17 protein-coding genes are annotated in these 16,743 nt (G+C 40.2%); 7 read left to right on the top strand and 10 right to left on the bottom strand.

The genetic code is table 11. The annotated features are described in order from the left end of the window. Positions 1-83: 83 nt before the first annotated feature. The 6 genes from WAO84_RS05715 to trhO form a co-directional block, all read right to left on the bottom strand. Positions 84-746 (bottom strand): CoA transferase subunit B, encoded by a 663-nt coding sequence (locus tag WAO84_RS05715; RefSeq protein WP_340064319.1) that lies wholly within the window; start codon positions 744-746, stop codon positions 84-86. A 1-nt stretch (position 747) separates the two neighbouring features. Next, on the bottom strand, positions 748-1,449 hold the full coding sequence (locus WAO84_RS05710; protein WP_340064318.1) for a CoA transferase subunit A: 702 nt from the start codon (positions 1,447-1,449) through the stop codon (positions 748-750). Between the two features lie 110 nt (positions 1,450-1,559). Continuing rightward, positions 1,560-3,887: a transglycosylase domain-containing protein gene (locus tag WAO84_RS05705; RefSeq protein ID WP_340064316.1), complete on the bottom strand. Its 2,328-nt coding sequence runs from the start codon at positions 3,885-3,887 to the stop codon at positions 1,560-1,562. 5 nt (positions 3,888-3,892) lie between these two features. Further along, on the bottom strand, positions 3,893-4,378 hold the full coding sequence (locus WAO84_RS05700) for a gliding motility lipoprotein GldH (protein ID WP_340064315.1): 486 nt from the start codon (positions 4,376-4,378) through the stop codon (positions 3,893-3,895). Then, a complete protein-coding gene (locus tag WAO84_RS05695) occupies positions 4,371-5,537 on the bottom strand; it encodes a PSP1 domain-containing protein (protein WP_340064314.1) in 1,167 nt (388 codons plus the stop codon). The genes WAO84_RS05700 and WAO84_RS05695 overlap by 8 nt, the downstream gene beginning before the upstream one ends. A gap of 73 nt (positions 5,538-5,610) precedes the next feature. Beyond that, positions 5,611-6,681, bottom strand: a complete 1,071-nt coding sequence (gene trhO, locus WAO84_RS05690) for an oxygen-dependent tRNA uridine(34) hydroxylase TrhO (protein ID WP_340064311.1) — start codon at positions 6,679-6,681, stop codon at positions 5,611-5,613. 267 nt (positions 6,682-6,948) lie between these two features. On the opposite strand from trhO, the gene recA reads away from it, so the two are divergent. From recA to WAO84_RS05670, 4 genes are all read left to right on the top strand, one after another. Further along, a complete protein-coding gene (gene recA / locus WAO84_RS05685; protein WP_340064310.1) occupies positions 6,949-7,956 on the top strand; it encodes a recombinase RecA in 1,008 nt (335 codons plus the stop codon). A 200-nt stretch (positions 7,957-8,156) separates the two neighbouring features. Further along, positions 8,157-8,564 carry a hypothetical protein gene (locus WAO84_RS05680; protein WP_340064308.1) on the top strand — a complete coding sequence of 136 codons (408 nt, stop codon included), beginning with the start codon at positions 8,157-8,159 and terminating at the stop codon, positions 8,562-8,564. A 32-nt stretch (positions 8,565-8,596) separates the two neighbouring features. Further along, entirely contained in the window at positions 8,597-9,139 is a 543-nt protein-coding gene (locus WAO84_RS05675; protein ID WP_340064305.1) for an RNA polymerase sigma factor, read from the top strand. A gap of 2 nt (positions 9,140-9,141) precedes the next feature. After that, positions 9,142-10,599, top strand: coding sequence for an outer membrane beta-barrel protein (locus tag WAO84_RS05670; RefSeq protein WP_340064304.1), 1,458 nt, complete (start codon positions 9,142-9,144; stop codon positions 10,597-10,599). Positions 10,600-10,659: 60 nt separating this feature from the next. Here the strand turns inward: WAO84_RS05670 and WAO84_RS05665 are convergent, their stop codons facing one another. Then, the gene (locus tag WAO84_RS05665; RefSeq protein WP_340064303.1) at positions 10,660-11,418 is read right to left on the bottom strand and encodes a lysophospholipid acyltransferase family protein; all 759 of its coding nucleotides are present in this window, start codon (positions 11,416-11,418) and stop codon (positions 10,660-10,662) included. A gap of 74 nt (positions 11,419-11,492) precedes the next feature. On the opposite strand from WAO84_RS05665, the gene trpS reads away from it, so the two are divergent. Beyond that, positions 11,493-12,461: a tryptophan--tRNA ligase gene (gene trpS, locus WAO84_RS05660; protein ID WP_340064301.1), complete on the top strand. Its 969-nt coding sequence runs from the start codon at positions 11,493-11,495 to the stop codon at positions 12,459-12,461. Here trpS and dprA read toward each other — a convergent pair. Beyond that, positions 12,458-13,561 (bottom strand): DNA-processing protein DprA, encoded by a 1,104-nt coding sequence (dprA, locus tag WAO84_RS05655; RefSeq protein WP_340064438.1) that lies wholly within the window; start codon positions 13,559-13,561, stop codon positions 12,458-12,460. The two genes, trpS and dprA, sit on opposite strands and share 4 nt — an antisense overlap. Positions 13,562-13,788: 227 nt before the next feature. On the opposite strand from dprA, the gene WAO84_RS05650 reads away from it, so the two are divergent. Continuing rightward, positions 13,789-14,727 carry an HU domain-containing protein gene (locus tag WAO84_RS05650; protein ID WP_340064298.1) on the top strand — a complete coding sequence of 313 codons (939 nt, stop codon included), beginning with the start codon at positions 13,789-13,791 and terminating at the stop codon, positions 14,725-14,727. A 97-nt stretch (positions 14,728-14,824) separates the two neighbouring features. Next, positions 14,825-15,343 carry an acyl-CoA thioesterase gene (locus WAO84_RS05645; RefSeq protein WP_340064296.1) on the top strand — a complete coding sequence of 173 codons (519 nt, stop codon included), beginning with the start codon at positions 14,825-14,827 and terminating at the stop codon, positions 15,341-15,343. A 29-nt stretch (positions 15,344-15,372) separates the two neighbouring features. Here the strand turns inward: WAO84_RS05645 and WAO84_RS05640 are convergent, their stop codons facing one another. Both WAO84_RS05640 and WAO84_RS05635 read right to left on the bottom strand, forming a co-directional pair. Next, entirely contained in the window at positions 15,373-15,588 is a 216-nt protein-coding gene (locus WAO84_RS05640; RefSeq protein WP_340064295.1) for a hypothetical protein, read from the bottom strand. A gap of 80 nt (positions 15,589-15,668) precedes the next feature. Further along, positions 15,669-16,730: a type II secretion system F family protein gene (locus tag WAO84_RS05635; RefSeq protein ID WP_340064294.1), complete on the bottom strand. Its 1,062-nt coding sequence runs from the start codon at positions 16,728-16,730 to the stop codon at positions 15,669-15,671. Positions 16,731-16,743: the final 13 nt, after the last annotated feature.

Here is a 16,743-nt window from a genome sequence, read left to right as displayed (position 1 = left end):
ACTTTTTATAATCTATTTTCAGAAATATTGTAATAAAAAAGCCGGTAAAATACCGGCTCCATACGTATGTTTTGGAATGCTGTCTATGTTAACAAATCCATTTCCGGAATGTCTCCTTCTATGATCAGGTTTCCTTCAGTAGCTTCTTTAATCTGTGTTACGGTAACGCCAGGGGCTCTCTCGAGCAACTTAAAGCCTTCAGGGGTTATATCTAACACTGCCAGATTGGTAACCACTTTTTTTACACAATTTACTCCTGTTAAAGGCAATGTACATTCTTTTAGCAGCTTTGATTGACCTGCTTTGTTAGTATGCATCATGGCTACGATAATATTTTCTGCCGATGCTACCAGGTCCATAGCGCCCCCCATACCTTTTACCATTTTACCGGGTATTTTCCAGTTGGCTATATCTCCATTTTCTGCTACTTCCATAGCTCCCAGTATAGTGAGGTCAACATGTTGCCCTCGTATCATGGAGAAACTCATGGCAGAGTCAAAAAAAGAGGCTCCGGGTAACGTAGTTATGGTTTGTTTTCCTGCATTAATAATATCAGCATCCTCTTCACCTTCAAATGGAAATGGGCCCATCCCTAAAACACCATTCTCACTTTGAAATTCAACTGAGATATCGTTACGCACAAAATTAGCTACTAATGTAGGAATACCTATCCCAAGGTTCACATAGTATCCGTCTTTTACCTCCCGGGCAATGCGTTGCGCAATTTGTTCTTTGGTAAGGCTCATATTAATTTCTTTTTCTAACTGTTCGTTGTTCAATTCTTTTTTCAAAAGTAGCTCCCTGAAAGATGCGCTGTACAAAAATACCAGGTATGTGTACCTGGTTGGGGTCTAAAGCTCCTGCGGGAAGAAGCTCTTCTACTTCGGCTACTGTTATTCTGGCCGCACCGCACATGCATGGGTTAAAGTTTCTGGATGTGCCTTTAAATATGAGATTCCCTGCTTCATCGCCTTTCCATGCTTTTACAAAGGCAAAATCGGCTTCAAATGCATGTTCCAGAATATACATTTTTCCGTTAAATTCTCTGCTCTCTTTACCTTCTGCTACCTCGGTTCCATAACCCGCAGGTGTATAAAAAGCTGGAAATCCGCTTTGTGCAGCCTTACATCTCTCTGCCAGGGTACCCTGCGGAATAAGCTCTACCTCCAGTTCACCGCTAAGCATTTGCCGTTCAAACTCATCGTTTTCACCCACGTAAGAGGATATCATTTTTTTTATTTGTCGTTGCTGTAGCAAAAGTCCCAATCCAAAATTATCTATGCCGGCGTTATTAGAAACACAGGTAAGCCCTTTTACTCCCAGTTTTACAAGTTGTGCAATACTATTCTCGGGTATTCCGCATAATCCGAACCCCCCGAACATCATAGTCATATGATCTTCTACGCCCTGAAGAGCTTCTGTAACAGAGTTTACTTTTTTATTGATCATTTCGTAGTATTTTGCGTGAAAATTACGAAATAATACAGGATTGCGGAGTGGTTTTATGAAATTTTAAATACAGTTGTATATCCGGAGCTTCTAAAAAAAGAAAGTACCCCCTAGAAGTCTATTTCTTCCAGGCCATCATCTGGTAATATCTTTTTATTTTCTTCTGGTTTTTTGTCACAGTTTACATTAATGGTAAGCTCCTCCGGTTCTGTAAATGCATCTTTTGATACCTCCAGGTCAGCATTGGCGTAACACTTTTTCATATAAAGGGCCCATATAGGCAGTGCCATACTCGCTCCCTGGCCGTAGGCTGTGGTACGAAAGTGTATGGAACGGTCTTCGCCGCCAACCCAGACTCCGGTAACAAGATTAGGCACCATACCCATAAACCAGCCATCGCTTTGGTTTTGTGTAGTCCCTGTTTTTCCTGCTATAGGATTGTCTAGCTTATAAGGGTACCCGGTTACTACTTCTTTATAAACGGCTCTTCCCTTTGCCCATTCATGTTTAAGCCGTGCTCCGGAGCCGCTTTCGGTAACTCCCTGAAGAAGGTTAACTGTGGCATAGGCAACCTCAGCACTGAGCACATCTCTGGTTTCAGGCATATATTCATAGAGTACAGAACCATTCTTGTCTTCTATTCGGGTAACCATTACGGGTTTTACATATACTCCCTGATTTGCAAATGTACCATAAGCCCCCACCATTTCATAAACGGTAATATCTGGTGTTCCCAGAGCTATAGATGGTACTTCTGGTATTTCTGCGGTAATTCCGAGTTTATGGGCAAGGTTAATAACGGGTTGCGGGCCTACATAATCCATAAGCTTGGTAGTAATGGTATTAATAGAATTTGCCAGTGCATTTTTAAGCGTTTTCATTTCTCCTGAATATTTCCCATCTGAATTTTTAGGGCACCAGGGTTCTATATTACCATATTTGTTGGCCTCGATACAATTATATACATCGGGAAGTGAATCGCAAGGCGACAGGTGTAACTGGTCTATAGCGGTGGCATACACAAAGGGTTTAAAGGTAGATCCCGCCTGTCTTGCCCCCTGCCATACCTGATCGTACTGAAAATGTTTGTAATTAATACCGCCAACCCATGCTTTTACGTGACCCGTTTGAGGTTCCATACTCATCATACCCGTTCTTAGAAAATGCTTGTAGTATTTAATGGAGTCCATGGGAGTCATAATGGTATCTTTCTCCCCTTCCCAGCTAAATACGGTCATTTCTGTTTTTTTATTAAAAGAATCGAAAATTTCTTTTTCACTCTTCCCTTCAGCTTTCATAGCACGCCAGCGTTCAGACTGCCTCATAGCCCTTTTGTAAAGGTTTTTTATCTCATCCTGGGTAACACCCATAAAAGGGGCCGTTGGGTTCCTTTTGGGTGTATTTTGAACAAAAAACTCTTTCTGGAGCTGCTCCATATGTTCTGCTACCGCTTCTTCTGCATAGCGTTGCATACGTGAGTCTATAGTGGTATAGATCTTAAGCCCATCCAGATAAATGTTGTATTCAGAGCCGTCTCTTTTAGGGTTTTTTGAAATCCAGTCTTTAAGAAAGCCCTGGAGGTACATTCTAAAATACGTAGCGATCCCTTCCCGGTGTGACTCGGGATTGAACCGAATGCCTAAAGGCAGTTTTTGAAGAGAATCTTTTTGAGTAGTGGTAATATAATCGTTTTTTTCCATTTGTTTCAGCACTACATTTCTTCGTTGTAGTACTAATTCTTCTCTTCGAATGGGGTTGTACAGCGATGAATTCTTGAGCATGCCTACCAACATGGCAGATTCTTCTACCGTGAGATCTGCGGGTTCTTTACCAAAATAAATACGTGAGGCAGACCTTATACCATCGGCATTGTAATTAAAATCGTAAATGTTAAAGTACATAGCGATGATCTCTTCTTTGGTATATTGCCTTTCCAGCCGTATGGCTATGATCCATTCTTTTACTTTCTGAATACTTCGTGAAAAGATGTTATTTGAGCGTCTTTCGGTAAAAAGCAGCTTTGCCAATTGTTGTGAGATCGTGCTGGCCCCTCCTTTGGTCCCCAGAAATATAAAGGCCCTGAGCGTTCCGCGGGCATCTATGCCAGAATGGTCATAATAGCGCTCATCTTCAGTAGCTACCAGTGCATCTACGAGGTGCTGCGGCAGATCTTCATAATTTACAGGAGTCCTGTTATCGTTAAAATAAAACTTACCTAGGGTTTCATCGTCAGAAGAAATGATCTCGGTAGCGAGGTTAGTTCTCGGGTTCTCCAGTACCTCAAAGGTGGGCATAGTACCAAAAGCACCCCAGGAAGCGAGTAGGAATATAAAGATAATTATCAGGAAAGCGCTCCCGAAAAGTTTCCAGAACCACTTCATATATTTTTGTACCGAAGGGTCCTGAGTGACCCCGGTTTTTTTCTTTTTTTTTGCCATTGCCTTTACTGTTTTACGGCTTTCTCGATTTTTATACCCACATCTTTTATACCTTCGAGTATTTTCACACCATCTACCTTACCATTTATACGCATAGCATGCTCAATACGGATCTCGTAATCTCCTGATACAGGAAAAATGACATTTTCTTTAAACCAGAGCTTATTCTCTTTTAAAGATGTGAATCCCTCTCCCAACCAGGAACCATCAGGTTTTGTCATCTGGTACTCCAAAGTATCGGTTACGGTATTACCATTGGGAAAATCCATATTAACAATTAGAAATAGATTACTAAACGGATACTTTTCATCATTCCTTACATTTATAAACAGATGATACGGCTGAATCGTATCTGGTGCCTGAAAAGTAAATTCTACGGGTGTATGGCCTTCCCATTTGTTGCCCAGTGGCTCATATGCTGAAAAGACACTGCCGGAATCACAGGAAATAATAAGTAACAGGATGAGAAAAACAACCGGTTTTTTAAGCATTTTTTCTGGATTGGCTTCTTTGATTTCTGCGCCGCGATCCTTTTTTTCTGCTGCGGCTTTTCTTGGGTTTATCAAATCTGGTTAAACTATCCTGTCCTACAACGTTTTCAAATTCCTTTTTCGTATCGTTTTCAATTAAATCGGACGCAAATTCTTCTAAACTGGCTACTTTTTCTCCTTTTTCACCAGAGGCTATGATCTCGTTTACCTGTTCAATGGTAAGTTTATGCCAGTTTATGCTGTCTTCTTCATAGGCAAACCACATGAGGCCTTTAAATATATCTATTTTCTGGCAATGTGCTTTTCCTTTGGCAGTAAAGAGTTTAATGTCATTTTTAGGAAAGCTTTTCAGTGCATCCAGATAAGCATCCAGTTCATAATTGAGGCAACATTTGAGTTTACCGCACTGGCCTGCCAGTTTTTGAGGGTTAAGTGATAACTGCTGGTATCTGGCTGCTGAAGTATTTACCGAACGGAAGTCGGTAAGCCAGGTAGAACAGCACAACTCTCTTCCGCAAGAACCAATACCTCCCAGCCGGGCGGCTTCCTGGCGAAATCCGATCTGACGCATTTCTATTCGGGTACCAAAAGCTTTGGCCATTTCTTTAATAAGCTGTCTAAAATCTACCCGATCATCGGCAGTATAGTAAAAGGTAGCTTTTGAGCCGTCACCCTGAAACTCTACATCAGAGATCTTCATTTGTAAACCCAGTGCGATGGCCAGTTCTCGTGATGTTTTCTTTACGCTTTCTTCACGGTCACGGGAAGAGGACCAGACATCTATATCTTTTTGGGAAGCCTTGCGGTACACTTTAGGAAGGGTTACTTCGTCCCAGTCTATCTTTTTCTTTTTCATTTGCACCTTAACCAGCTCTCCGGTAAGGGTCACGATCCCTACATCATGGCCAGGTGTGGCCTCGGTAGCAACAATATCGCCTATAGAAAGTGTTAGGTTTTCGGTATTTCTGAAAAAGTCTTTTCTGCTGTTTTTGAATCGCACTTCCACACAATCAAATACTTTTTGTCCGGAAGGCAGCGTCATATTTGAAAGCCAGTCAAAAACGGTTAGTTTATTACAACCATCTGTGCCACAGGTACCATTGTTTCTGCAACCGCGTGGTTGTCCGTCCTTTCCTGTCGAACAACTGCTACAACCCATATCTATATATATTGACCGGCACTAACTGTGCCGGAGTAGGTTCATAAATACTTATAAAGGGTTAAAGATAAGATTATTTCTTAACATCGAGAACAATCTCATTCTTTACCTTATTATTCTTGAACGTAAGAACTTCTGATCGTCCTTTTTTAAAAATCAGATTGGATTTTGTTTTACCTCTTCTCAACGCTTTTTGCTCTTCGTAGGGAAGGGCCGTTATGTCTTTACATGTATCAGAACAGCAGTCATTCATATGTTTGGCGCAGGACTCGCATTGTATAAAAAGCAAATGACAGGCTTCATTGGCACAATTTACATGAGTATCACAAGGCTCTCCACACTGGTGGCAACGAGCAATAACATCGGGGCTCACTGTTTCGGCGCGACGATCGTCAAACACAAAATTCTTGCCTATAAATTTGTTCTCGACATTTTCGTTCTCTACCTGCCGTACATAATTGATAATACCACCTTCCAACTGATATACTTTTTTGAAGCCTTTGTGCTTAAAATAGGCGCTGGCTTTTTCACAACGAATACCACCTGTACAGTACATTAAAAGGTTTTTATCTTCTTTGTGATCTTTAAGGTCATTTTCAATAATGGGTAACGACTCTCTAAATGTATCCACATCAGGTGTAACGGCCCCTTTAAAATGCCCAATTTCACTCTCATAGTGATTACGCATATCCAGGATAATAGTATTAGGGTCAGCCGCAAGTTCATTAAACCGTTGTGCATCTACATGTACCCCTTTGTTGGTCACATCAAAAGTAGTGTCGTTTAAGCCGTCTGCCACAATCTTATCCCGAATTTTTATTTTTAGTTTCAGAAAAGACTTGTTATCCTGCTCTATGGCAATATTAAGCCTCACATTTTCTAAAAAAGTAATGCTGTCCAGGTGTTCTTTGAAGTTTAAAAATTTTTCAGCCGGAACCGATAATTGAGCATTAATACCTTCAGAAGCCACATAAATACGGCCTAATACATCGAGTTCGTTCCACGCTATAAACAAATGATTCCTGAAAATAGCAGTGTTTTTAATATGGTAGTACTTGTAGAAAGAAAGCGTAAGCCGTTCTTTACCGGCTTCCTCAATAAGCTTTGCTCTTTCTTTAGCACTTAAAGTATTGTACAGTTGCATGCTATACTAATTTTTAAGGTTAAAGAATGTTATGTGATATGGGGGCAAAAATATTGTTTTATAGCGTGAAAACAAATTTATGTTTTCACGCTTTTTGTTTTTACGGGTTTTTCAAGCTCCTCATAAACAGGTTTTTTGAGGCTTGGTTTCGTGTTTTGAACGAGAAGCCTTTCACTGTATCCAAAAAAATAAAAAGACCTGATAACACATTGCGGATAGAAAAAAGAAGTAGTATTTTAGCGAGAATTAATTAATAGAAAAGTGATTATGAGTTCTGAAAAAGATGCGAAATTAAAAGCACTTAAACTAACCCTGGACAAACTTGATAAAACTTACGGAAAAGGGTCTGTTATGAAGCTGGGAGACAGTGTGGTAGAAGAAGTAGAAGTAATACCTTCCGGTTCTTTGGGGTTGGATATGGCCCTGGGAGTGGGCGGGTATCCCAAAGGAAGAGTCATTGAAATTTTCGGACCTGAATCATCTGGTAAAACCACACTTACCCTGCATGCCATGGCAGAGGCACAAAAGGCAGGTGGCATTGCAGCATTTATTGATGCAGAACATGCTTTTGACCGTTTTTATGCCGAAAAACTGGGTGTTGATATTGACAATCTTATCATTTCGCAACCAGACCATGGAGAACAGGCCCTGGAAATAGCAGATAATCTTATTCGCTCGGGCGCTATTGATATTGTTATAGTTGACTCTGTGGCTGCGCTTACGCCTAAAAGTGAAATAGAGGGAGAAATGGGCGACTCTAAGATGGGACTGCATGCCAGGCTCATGTCACAGGCGCTGCGAAAACTCACTGCTACCATAAGCAAAACCAACTGTACCGTGATATTTATTAACCAGCTTCGTGAAAAAATTGGCGTAATGTTTGGAAATCCCGAAACCACTACGGGAGGAAATGCACTCAAGTTCTACGCCTCCGTACGTCTGGATATACGCCGTTCTACACAAATAAAAGACAGTAACGGGAACGTAGTAGGTAACAAAACCAGAGTAAAAGTAGTTAAGAACAAAGTAGCACCTCCTTTTAAAGCTGCCGAATTTGATATAATGTACGGAGAAGGCATTTCGCGTATTGGAGAAATACTGGATATTGGTGTAGATTATGAAATAATAAAGAAAAGCGGCTCCTGGTTTAGCTATGGCGACACTAAATTAGGACAGGGACGCGATGCAGTAAAACTATTATTGCAGGATAACCCTGAATTACTGGAAGAACTGGAAGTAAAAATACGAGAGGCATTAACTGCTTTAAAAAACTAAATAGAGACCCGGATTTTCCGGGTTTTTTTAGCGGTTGTTTGAATGAGCACCCATTCCAAAAAACTATATAATATATCTGCAAGATGACCCCTTAGTATTAGCTTTATTCTTAAAAATTAGGTGCTTAACAATGTAATAATAGGCCCAGGTACGCAACCTCAAAAAGTTTTCTGCATCTTTAAGAAAACAATATAGTTACAATGAAAAAGTTTTTAGCCTTATTTCTCATGATCATATTGACTGCTTCATGTAGTCTTGATGATGGAACGAATTTTCATTTTGCAGCTATGCCTATAACGGGAGTAGAGGTACCTGAATCTTTTGAGCAGGGAGAAACTTATGAGATCAAAGTAAAATACATGAGGCCTACAAACTGCTATTTTTTTGAAGGTTTTGATTACAGAATAGGTACCGACAATACAAGAACCGTAGTCGTAATTAATACCGTGCTGGACGATAACACCTGTGAAGAGCTGGAAGATGAAGAGGTAGAAGTTTCTTTTGATTTTATCGTTCTTGATACCAAAACTTATACTTTCAGGTTCTGGCAGGGATATGACGATAACGGTCAATCTGAATTCCTCACCGTAGAAGTTCCTGTAGAATAATAAAAAAGTGATTAAATAAACAACCGGCTAACGTGAGTTTAAAACAACTCATACATCAATGCAAAAATGGAGAACGAAAAGCCCAGGAACAATTGTACAGGCTATTCGGTGGTAAGTTGTATAGCATTTGTCTTAAGTATTCCAGAAATAAAACAGAAGCCGAAGACAATTTACACGACAGTTTTTTAACTATTTTCCAAAAAATAGAGCAGTTTAATTTTAATGGCTCTTTTGAAGGCTGGATGCGCCGGATAACCGTAAATACTGTATTACAAAAATACCGTAAAGAAGGTGTTTTTGATCTTATAGCCAATGAGGTTGCAGAAGAAGTAGAGATTGAAGTAGATGCAGAAGATATTTCTTTGCAATACCTGCTGAACATTATTCAGGAGCTTCCTAATCGTTACAGGCTCGTTTTTAATATGTATGTGTTGGACGGGTATTCGCATAAAGAAATTGGTGAAATGTTACTCATATCAGAAGGTACCTCCAAGTCCAATCTTGCCAGGGCCCGAATGATTTTGAAAAATAAGATCGAAGACCATCGGGCAAAAAAAAAGATTAACTCACTGTAAAAATGGGTGAAAAGAAAAACATAGACCGGTTGTACAGGGAAAAATTCAAGGATTTTGAACAAATCCCGCATGAAACTGTATGGAACAAAATTGAGAACAGCCTGGACCGTCAAAACAGGGAGAACCGCAGGGTACTCCCGTTCTGGTGGCGCCTGGGAGGTATGGCGGCAGCTATCGCTTTATTGGTAACCATCGGTTATAACCTGCTTACCAGAGATCAGGCTGTTGAAACACAAGTACCTGTTACTAACATTCAGGAAGATGTGCTAAAGACCGATACAGAAACTCCAGAGAAGATCGCTCCGGCAGAGATAGACCAACAAACCCTGCAAAAAACCTCGCCTTATACCAACAATACCCCTGATAAGAACCCTGAAAAACAAATACTCCCTACTGAAAAGAAAGATGAATCTTTGAAAAAACAAATAATCAAGGGGTCCTATTTTCAGGAAGAAAAAGCCGTGGCAGATATTCCAAAACCTGTAAAAGAAGATCCTGCCTTACAGGACAAGGCCATAGCTTCTTTAACAGAAAAAGAAAAAACCAATCAAAAAGAGTTTATTAGTAAAGAAGTAAATACTAGAGATGCTTCTGCAAGTAAAGAGACGGTAACAGCAAACACCCAAACAGCAGACGTTCCGGCTGCCGAAAAAGAAACCGATAATTCTCAAAAGCCTTCTATTCTGGAAGCCATTGCGGGGAAAGAAGAAAAAACTAACGATACTGAAGAGGTGGCAAATCGCTGGAGTGTAAGTCCTACCCTGGCCCCCGTATATTTTAATACCATGGGGGGAGACGGTTCTCCTATTCATTCACAATTTGCAGATAACTCAAAATCTGGAAATATCAATCTTAGCTACGGTATTAATGTAAGTTATAAGATCAATGAACGCTTAAGTGTTCGCTCAGGAGTGAACCGGGTAAACTACGGGTACAATACCAACGATGTATCAGTTACTTCGGTTGCCGTATCCACACAGGCCATTAGCACTATTAACTATTCGGCCAATGGTCAAAACCTGGTGATAGGTGATAAAGGAGCACTTATTTCGGCATTTAGCGACTCCCGCAGAGAGACCAATGCACTGGCTCCCACCATTGGCGGGGAACTTACGCAGGAATTGGGTTATCTGGAAGTGCCTTTGGAATTAAAATACAGAGTGGTGAACCGCAGGCTCAGTTTAAATGTTATAGGGGGCATTAGTTCTTTGTTTTTAACTGATAATGCCTTGTCGGTAAATTCCGATGAGCTGGTCACCAATATTGGTGAAGCCAATAATCTCAACAACATAAATTTTAGCACAAATATTGGTTTTGGACTGGATTACAGATTTACTAATAATCTTTTCTTCAGTCTTGAACCTTTGTTCAAATATCAGTTAAGTACATTTTCCAGGGATTCGGGAGGGTTTAACCCGTATTCTGTAGGAGTATATACAGGCATTAGTTTTAGTTTTTAGGTTTTGGTTAATTAGGTTAGTTGATTGCTTACAGAGCAATGATGAGGAAAGAGCCGTATTTTATACGGCTTTTTCTTTTTTAAATACTTTTAGCTGCCGGTAAATCACTTCTCTTGCTTTTTGTTTTAGTGCTGTTTTATCTTTAATAGTACATCCGCCGGTCTCTATAAAACGATGTATCATAACGCGCATGCTCCCCGGCGTACCAGAAAAAAAAGAAAAAGGAAATCTTTGTTTGTTATCGCCAAAAGTAATGGGTACCACGGGTATTTGGTATTCAATAGCAAGCCGGAAGGCCCCATCTTTAAATTCATCCAGAAAAACTGAAGTATCAGGTACACCCCCTTCCGGAAAAATGCAAATACTCAAACCGCTGTTTAATCTTGCTTTTGCCATGTCATAGGCTTCCTTGCGGCTTTTGGCATTGCTTCTGTCCACCAGGATACAAACCCGTTTATAGAAAAAACCAAAAACCGGCAGTCTGGCCAGTTCCTTTTTTCCTACAAAAACGAAGGGTTGTTTTGACGCTCTTAGCATAAGCATAATGTCTGACATACTGGTATGGTTGGCAACAAGCATATAGCTTTTACCCTTTTGCATGCGCTGGCCTTCGGTACGAATATGAGGCACAAACCCCATACCGTACAGAATGACGGAGGCCCACAGATTGCGGGCCACCCAAAAGAAATGAGGGTACCAGCTTTCACGGGAAGAAAGAACCAGTAATACCGGAAAAAAAATAACAATAGGCACGGTTACAAGTATGTAAAACCAGGATCGCCATAAAAAATACCAAAGACTTCTAAGTAAGAATACCATAATGCCAAAATTAACAATTTTGACCTGCTTTTATAGTAAATCTTTTACCTTTGCTTTCTTTGTAAAGAAACACTATGGCACGAATCCTTACTGGTATTCAAAGTACGGGAATTCCGCATCTGGGCAATTTACTGGGTGCCATTTTTCCGGCTATTGAAATGGCAAAAAAACCTGAAAACGAATCTTTTCTGTTTATTGCCGATATGCATTCGCTTACACAAATAAAGAATGCAAAAGAATTAAAACAAAATACGCATGCTATTGCTGCTGCCTGGCTGGCATCGGGACTAGACACTGAAAAAACCATTTTTTACAGACAAAGTGATGTGCCACAGGTAACAGAACTGGCCTGGTACCTCAACTGTTTTTTTCCATACCAGCGACTTACCCTGGCACATTCTTTTAAAGACAAGGCAGATCGGCTCGAAGATATCAATGCCGGTCTTTTTACCTACCCTATGCTTATGGCGGCAGATATCGTTCTGTATGATGCAGAGCATGTACCGGTAGGCAAGGACCAGTTACAGCATATTGAAATAACAAGAGATGTCGCTTCCCGCTTTAATCATCAAATGGGAGAGACTTTTGTATTACCCGAAGCAAAGGTGCAGGAAGAAACCATGTATATTCCTGGAACTGATGGCACCAAAATGAGCAAAAGTAAAGGCAATACCATTGATCTTTTCCTGGCAGATAAACCTCTGCGTAAACAAATAATGGGTATCGAAACAGACAGTACCCCTTTAGAATCACCAAAAGATCCGGATACCTGTAATGTTTTTGCACTTTATAAAATAGTGGCCAATGCAGAAGAAACAAAAAAAATGCGCAAAAATTATCTGGAGGGTGGTTACGGTTACGGACACGCCAAACAAGCCCTTTATGAACTATTGATTACTAAGTACCAGGCAGAGAGGGAACGTTTTAATTATTACATGAGTAACCTCAATGCGGTGGATGATATACTTGCACAGGGAGCCCAAAAAGCTTCTGATGTTGCCAACACTGTATTGCAAAGAGTGCGTACACGTCTGGGGTATTAAACCGCTTCAAAGAGTTTTCCCGGTAGCGGCCGCACTACCCCTTTAAGCTCCATAGAAAGGAGTTTGGTTGAAACCAGATGTATGGGCAGTTTACAATCAAGAGCTATGGTATCCAGAAGCTCTTTTCCGTTGCGGCTTAGGTAGTGGTATATCTTTTTTTCAGTTTCATCCAAATCGGGAAATAATTGTTTCTGGATAATGGGTTCCGGGGTGTAAGCAACATCCCAGCCCAATATATATACTATGTCTGCGGCTGATGTAAGCAGGTGGGCTTTATGCGTTCTAATAAGCGTATTGCATCCGGCACTGTAACGATCACCAACTCTTCCCGGCACGGCAAAAACCTCTCTGTGGTATGAATTTGCCAGTGCAGCCGTTACCAGGCTTCCTCCTTTTTCAGCAGATTCCACTACTATGGTTGCTTCAGAAATACCGGCAATAATGCGGTTACGTTTCAGAAAGTTTTCTCTGTCTGGTTTGCTTGAACTGTGAAATTCGGTAATGAAACCGCCCTGGGTCTCAATTTCCTTTCTATAGACATGATGTACCCTGGGATAAGTTTGATTTAGCCCGTGGGCCAGACAACCTATGGTTTGCAAACCGTTTTTATGTGCTGCTCTCTGGGCGGCAATATCTACCCCATAAGCAAAACCGCTTACAATTACAGGGTTAAAAGGTGCCAGTTCTTCTACCAGTTTTTCACAGAACCGTAAGCCATGCGTGGTAATTTGCCGTGTCCCTACAATACTCAAAACCCTTTTACCGGAAAGCCGGGTATGCCCACTGCTAAATATTAAAATAGGGCCATCCAGACAATGTTTTAACCGCTCAGGATAGCTTTCATCTGTAAAAAAGCTGTATTGTACTTTATGATCTTTAATAAACCTGAGTTCCTCTTCAGCTCTTTCAAAATGTTGTTTTTCAAAAATATGTTCCAGAGTACGTGTACCAATACCATCTATTTTTAACAACCGGCTCTTCTTTTCTTTAAACACCGCTTCCGGGCTTCCACATACGGCAATGAGTTTTTTGGCATTCACATCGCCAATATTGGGAATACATTGTAAAGCAAGGGCAGCAAAAAGATTTTCAGAGGTCATGCAAACAAAAATATAAGAAAAAACCTTCTTAATAAGCATCGGTTTCTTATTTGTATAAAAAACAAACGGGTGTTTTCGTTTTTCTTTTCTATAAAAAAAGTCTTACAAATTACATTTTTCACCTAATACCCTGTTAACAAACCCGTTAAAAATACTATGTATGAATGTTGATAAAAAGTTTGCTCTCAATTTTCGGCAGAGTTAAAATTTTATAATATTTGCTTTTAATGCGGGCAGAAAACTACATTAGTGATTTACTTTACAGGTACCAATGTGTAACGGTCCCTCAATTTGGGGCATTCCTTACCCAGTACAAACCGGCCCGTGTTCATGAAGGTACCAATGCATTTTACCCCCCTTCTAAGGAAGTTTCTTTTAATGCGCAACTAACTACTAATGACGGTTTACTGGCACGTTATATTTCTGAAGCAGAGAATATTGATTACGAAGAAGCTTTGTTAAAACTCGATAAACTGGTAAGTTTCTGGAAAAAGCAACTGGAAAATCGTGAAAAGCTCAGTCTTAAAAATATTGGGGAGCTTACTACCAATGACGAAGGTAGTATACAGTTTCAACCTTCTTATCAGGTTAATTATTTAACTTCTGCGTTTGGCTTATCTTCTTTTGTATCTCCTGCAGTTTCCCGGAAGATCCTTAAAAACGAAGTGGTTTCTAAGAAGGAAGAAAAAGTACCTGTACTGTTCACTCCTGAAAAAAGAGAAAGACGGCCATACCTTAGGTATGCGGCTATAGGTCTTATAACCATCTCACTGGGTGCTGCGGGATATAAATATTTTTCAGATTACAACCGGCAACAGTTTGTGATTGCCGAACAACAGGCAGCCAAAAAAGTAGAAGAAACCATACAGCAGGCTACATTTTTTGATACAAATCCGGTAGAGCTTCCTTCTGTTCATTTCAATCTGATCAAAGAAACCGTGCGTTTTTATGTCGTAGCCGGTGCTTTTAGAATTGAAGCCAATGCCGAAAGAAAAGTAAAACAATTACTGGATAAAGGCTTCAAAGCAGAACGTATAGGAAAGAACCGGTATGGGCTTCATCAGGTTTCCTACGCAGGCTTCACCGATGTTGATGCCGCACTTCAGTTCCTAAGAGATATCAAAAAAAATGAATCTCCTGATGCCTGGTTGCTCGTAACCGAATAACCGTTGCAATATTTACTGCTTCTTTGTGCATCCTGAAAAACAGATAAAACCCTTTTTTTTAAAAAGAGCAGGTGTATCTTTGCAAAAAATTTAGGAGATGAAACCAAAAACCCCTTCACAATCCAGAACTTTTATGACGGATCTGGTATTACCCAGTGAAACCAATCCGCTTAACAATCTTTTTGGCGGGGAATTACTGGCCAGAATGGACAGGGCAGCAAGTATTGCAGCTAGAAGACACTCCAGACGTATTGTGGTGACCGCTTCGGTAAATCACGTAGCTTTTAACAGAGCGATACCACTGGGCAGCGTGGTAACGGTAGAAGCTTCGATCTCGAGAGCTTTTACAACTTCTATGGAAGTGTTTATAGATGTATGGGTAGAAGATAGGGTTTCAGGCTCTAAAACCAAAGCCAATGAGGCTATTTATACCTTTGTAGCCGTTGATGATACCGGAATGCCGGTAGAGGTACCACGATTAAATCCGGAAACCGATCTGGAAAAAGAAAGATTTGCAGCCGCTTTGCGCAGAAAACAGTTGAGCCTGGTATTAGCAGGCAAGATGAAACCCGGAGAAGCTACTGAGCTCAAAGCCCTTTTTGAAAATAATAACTAAAAAAGCGAGTCTTTACTCGCTTTTTTGTTTTACATTAAGATCGGACAATAATAGGTTTTACAGCCTCCCAGCCGGGAATCACACATGTGATTGGAACATCCGGCATCACGGGTTTCCACACAGGTTTGGGTAGTATAACTAAGACATGATGCAAATTCACTCCCTCCTCCTGTCAGCTTATCAACATTGAGGCTGGATATTTGAGATTTTCTCAACATTAATCCTTTTAAATGCTTTTTTTTCATATTTAAAGTTTTTGATTGCTGTATAAACTTACAAAAAAAGACTTAAATTCATAAAAAAATAGCTTTTTTATGTTTCATTTCTATCCTAATACACTGCTTAAACGAAACATAGGGAGATACATGGCAATAAGTATAACTCCTACCATGATCCCAACAAATACAATAATCATGGGCTCTATTACGGTAGATAACATTTTAGAGCGTTGCTGTACTTCCTGATTGTATTGCTGGTTGAGCCTTTCAAAAATATATTCGGTTTGATTGGTTTCTTCTGCCACCTTTACCAGAGCGATCATTTTATGATCAAAAATAGAATTGTCACGCAGACTTTCACTTAAGGAATGGCCTTTAATTACTTTTTTTTCTACTTTTTCAAGGGCTTCCTGAAGGGGATAAAAGCTTATCATTTTTTTTACTAACTGAATGCTGTTTACTACGGGCACTTTGGATGCACTTAGTAAAGCCACAGCCTGCGTAAACTGAGCGAGATATACGGTTTTGATGAATTTACCAAAAAACGGAAGTTTTGCCATAAAACGGTCTTTTCGTTTACGGTACCAGTGTTTTTTGGAAAGGGTACTTCGCAAGATCATACCAAGTACTATTACAATAAGCAGCAACCAGCCATAGGCTTTTAAACCTTCGGATAAACGGATAATTAACTTGGTAATGCCCGGAAGTTCTACATTATTTTGCTTAAAAATATCCTGAAACATAGGCACTACAAAACTCAGCATAAAGGCTACTACACCTACCGCCGTTACAAAAATAATTATGGGATACATCAGTGCCCCTATCAGGTTTCTTCGCTGTTCATTTTTTCGGGCAAAAAACTGCCCCAATTCACCACTTACGAGCGACATGGTTCCTGTTTCTTCCCCAATTCGGATGGAATGGAACTCATAATCGGTAAACTCTTTGCGCGACTGCATTACGTCAGAAAAGCTTTTACCTGATATGATCTCATCGATCATTTCCTTAAAAAAGGTTTTCAGACTCTTTTTTCTTTGAGAATCTTCTATTAGTGACAAAGCTTCCTTTAAAGTAACTCCCGCTTTCAATAAAACACTGAGCTCTGTATAGAAATCTTCTTTTCGTTTGTTGGAAAAGGTATTTCCAAACAGTGTTATCTCCCTTTCCAAAAACGACGTTGCT

It is taken from the genome of Ascidiimonas aurantiaca (genome assembly GCF_037646345.1).
GTDB classification, from domain to species: domain Bacteria; phylum Bacteroidota; class Bacteroidia; order Flavobacteriales; family Flavobacteriaceae; genus Ascidiimonas; species Ascidiimonas aurantiaca.
Note: the sequence above shows the minus strand (reverse complement) of the source record. Positions and strands in the feature narration are given on the sequence as shown.

Bases quoted from the DNA above. Each gene is read 5' to 3' on its own strand.
- WAO84_RS05640 (WP_340064295.1), bottom strand. From the start codon at position 15,588: ATGAAAAAAAAGCATTTAAAAGGATTAATGTTGAGAAAATCTCAAATA.
- WAO84_RS05670 (WP_340064304.1), top strand. From the start codon at position 9,142: ATGGGTGAAAAGAAAAACATAGACCGGTTGTACAGGGAAAAATTCAAG.
- WAO84_RS05710 (WP_340064318.1), bottom strand. From the start codon at position 1,449: ATGATCAATAAAAAAGTAAACTCTGTTACAGAAGCTCTTCAGGGCGTA.
- recA (WP_340064310.1), top strand. From the start codon at position 6,949: ATGAGTTCTGAAAAAGATGCGAAATTAAAAGCACTTAAACTAACCCTG.
- trpS (WP_340064301.1), top strand. From the start codon at position 11,493: ATGGCACGAATCCTTACTGGTATTCAAAGTACGGGAATTCCGCATCTG.
- WAO84_RS05680 (WP_340064308.1), top strand. From the start codon at position 8,157: ATGAAAAAGTTTTTAGCCTTATTTCTCATGATCATATTGACTGCTTCA.
- WAO84_RS05705 (WP_340064316.1), bottom strand. From the start codon at position 3,887: ATGGCAAAAAAAAAGAAAAAAACCGGGGTCACTCAGGACCCTTCGGTA.
- WAO84_RS05665 (WP_340064303.1), bottom strand. From the start codon at position 11,418: ATGGTATTCTTACTTAGAAGTCTTTGGTATTTTTTATGGCGATCCTGG.
- WAO84_RS05700 (WP_340064315.1), bottom strand. From the start codon at position 4,378: ATGCTTAAAAAACCGGTTGTTTTTCTCATCCTGTTACTTATTATTTCC.
- WAO84_RS05695 (WP_340064314.1), bottom strand. From the start codon at position 5,537: ATGGGTTGTAGCAGTTGTTCGACAGGAAAGGACGGACAACCACGCGGT.
- dprA (WP_340064438.1), bottom strand. From the start codon at position 13,561: ATGACCTCTGAAAATCTTTTTGCTGCCCTTGCTTTACAATGTATTCCC.
- WAO84_RS05650 (WP_340064298.1), top strand. From the start codon at position 13,789: ATGCGGGCAGAAAACTACATTAGTGATTTACTTTACAGGTACCAATGT.
- WAO84_RS05645 (WP_340064296.1), top strand. From the start codon at position 14,825: ATGAAACCAAAAACCCCTTCACAATCCAGAACTTTTATGACGGATCTG.
- WAO84_RS05715 (WP_340064319.1), bottom strand. From the start codon at position 746: ATGAGCCTTACCAAAGAACAAATTGCGCAACGCATTGCCCGGGAGGTA.
- trhO (WP_340064311.1), bottom strand. From the start codon at position 6,681: ATGCAACTGTACAATACTTTAAGTGCTAAAGAAAGAGCAAAGCTTATT.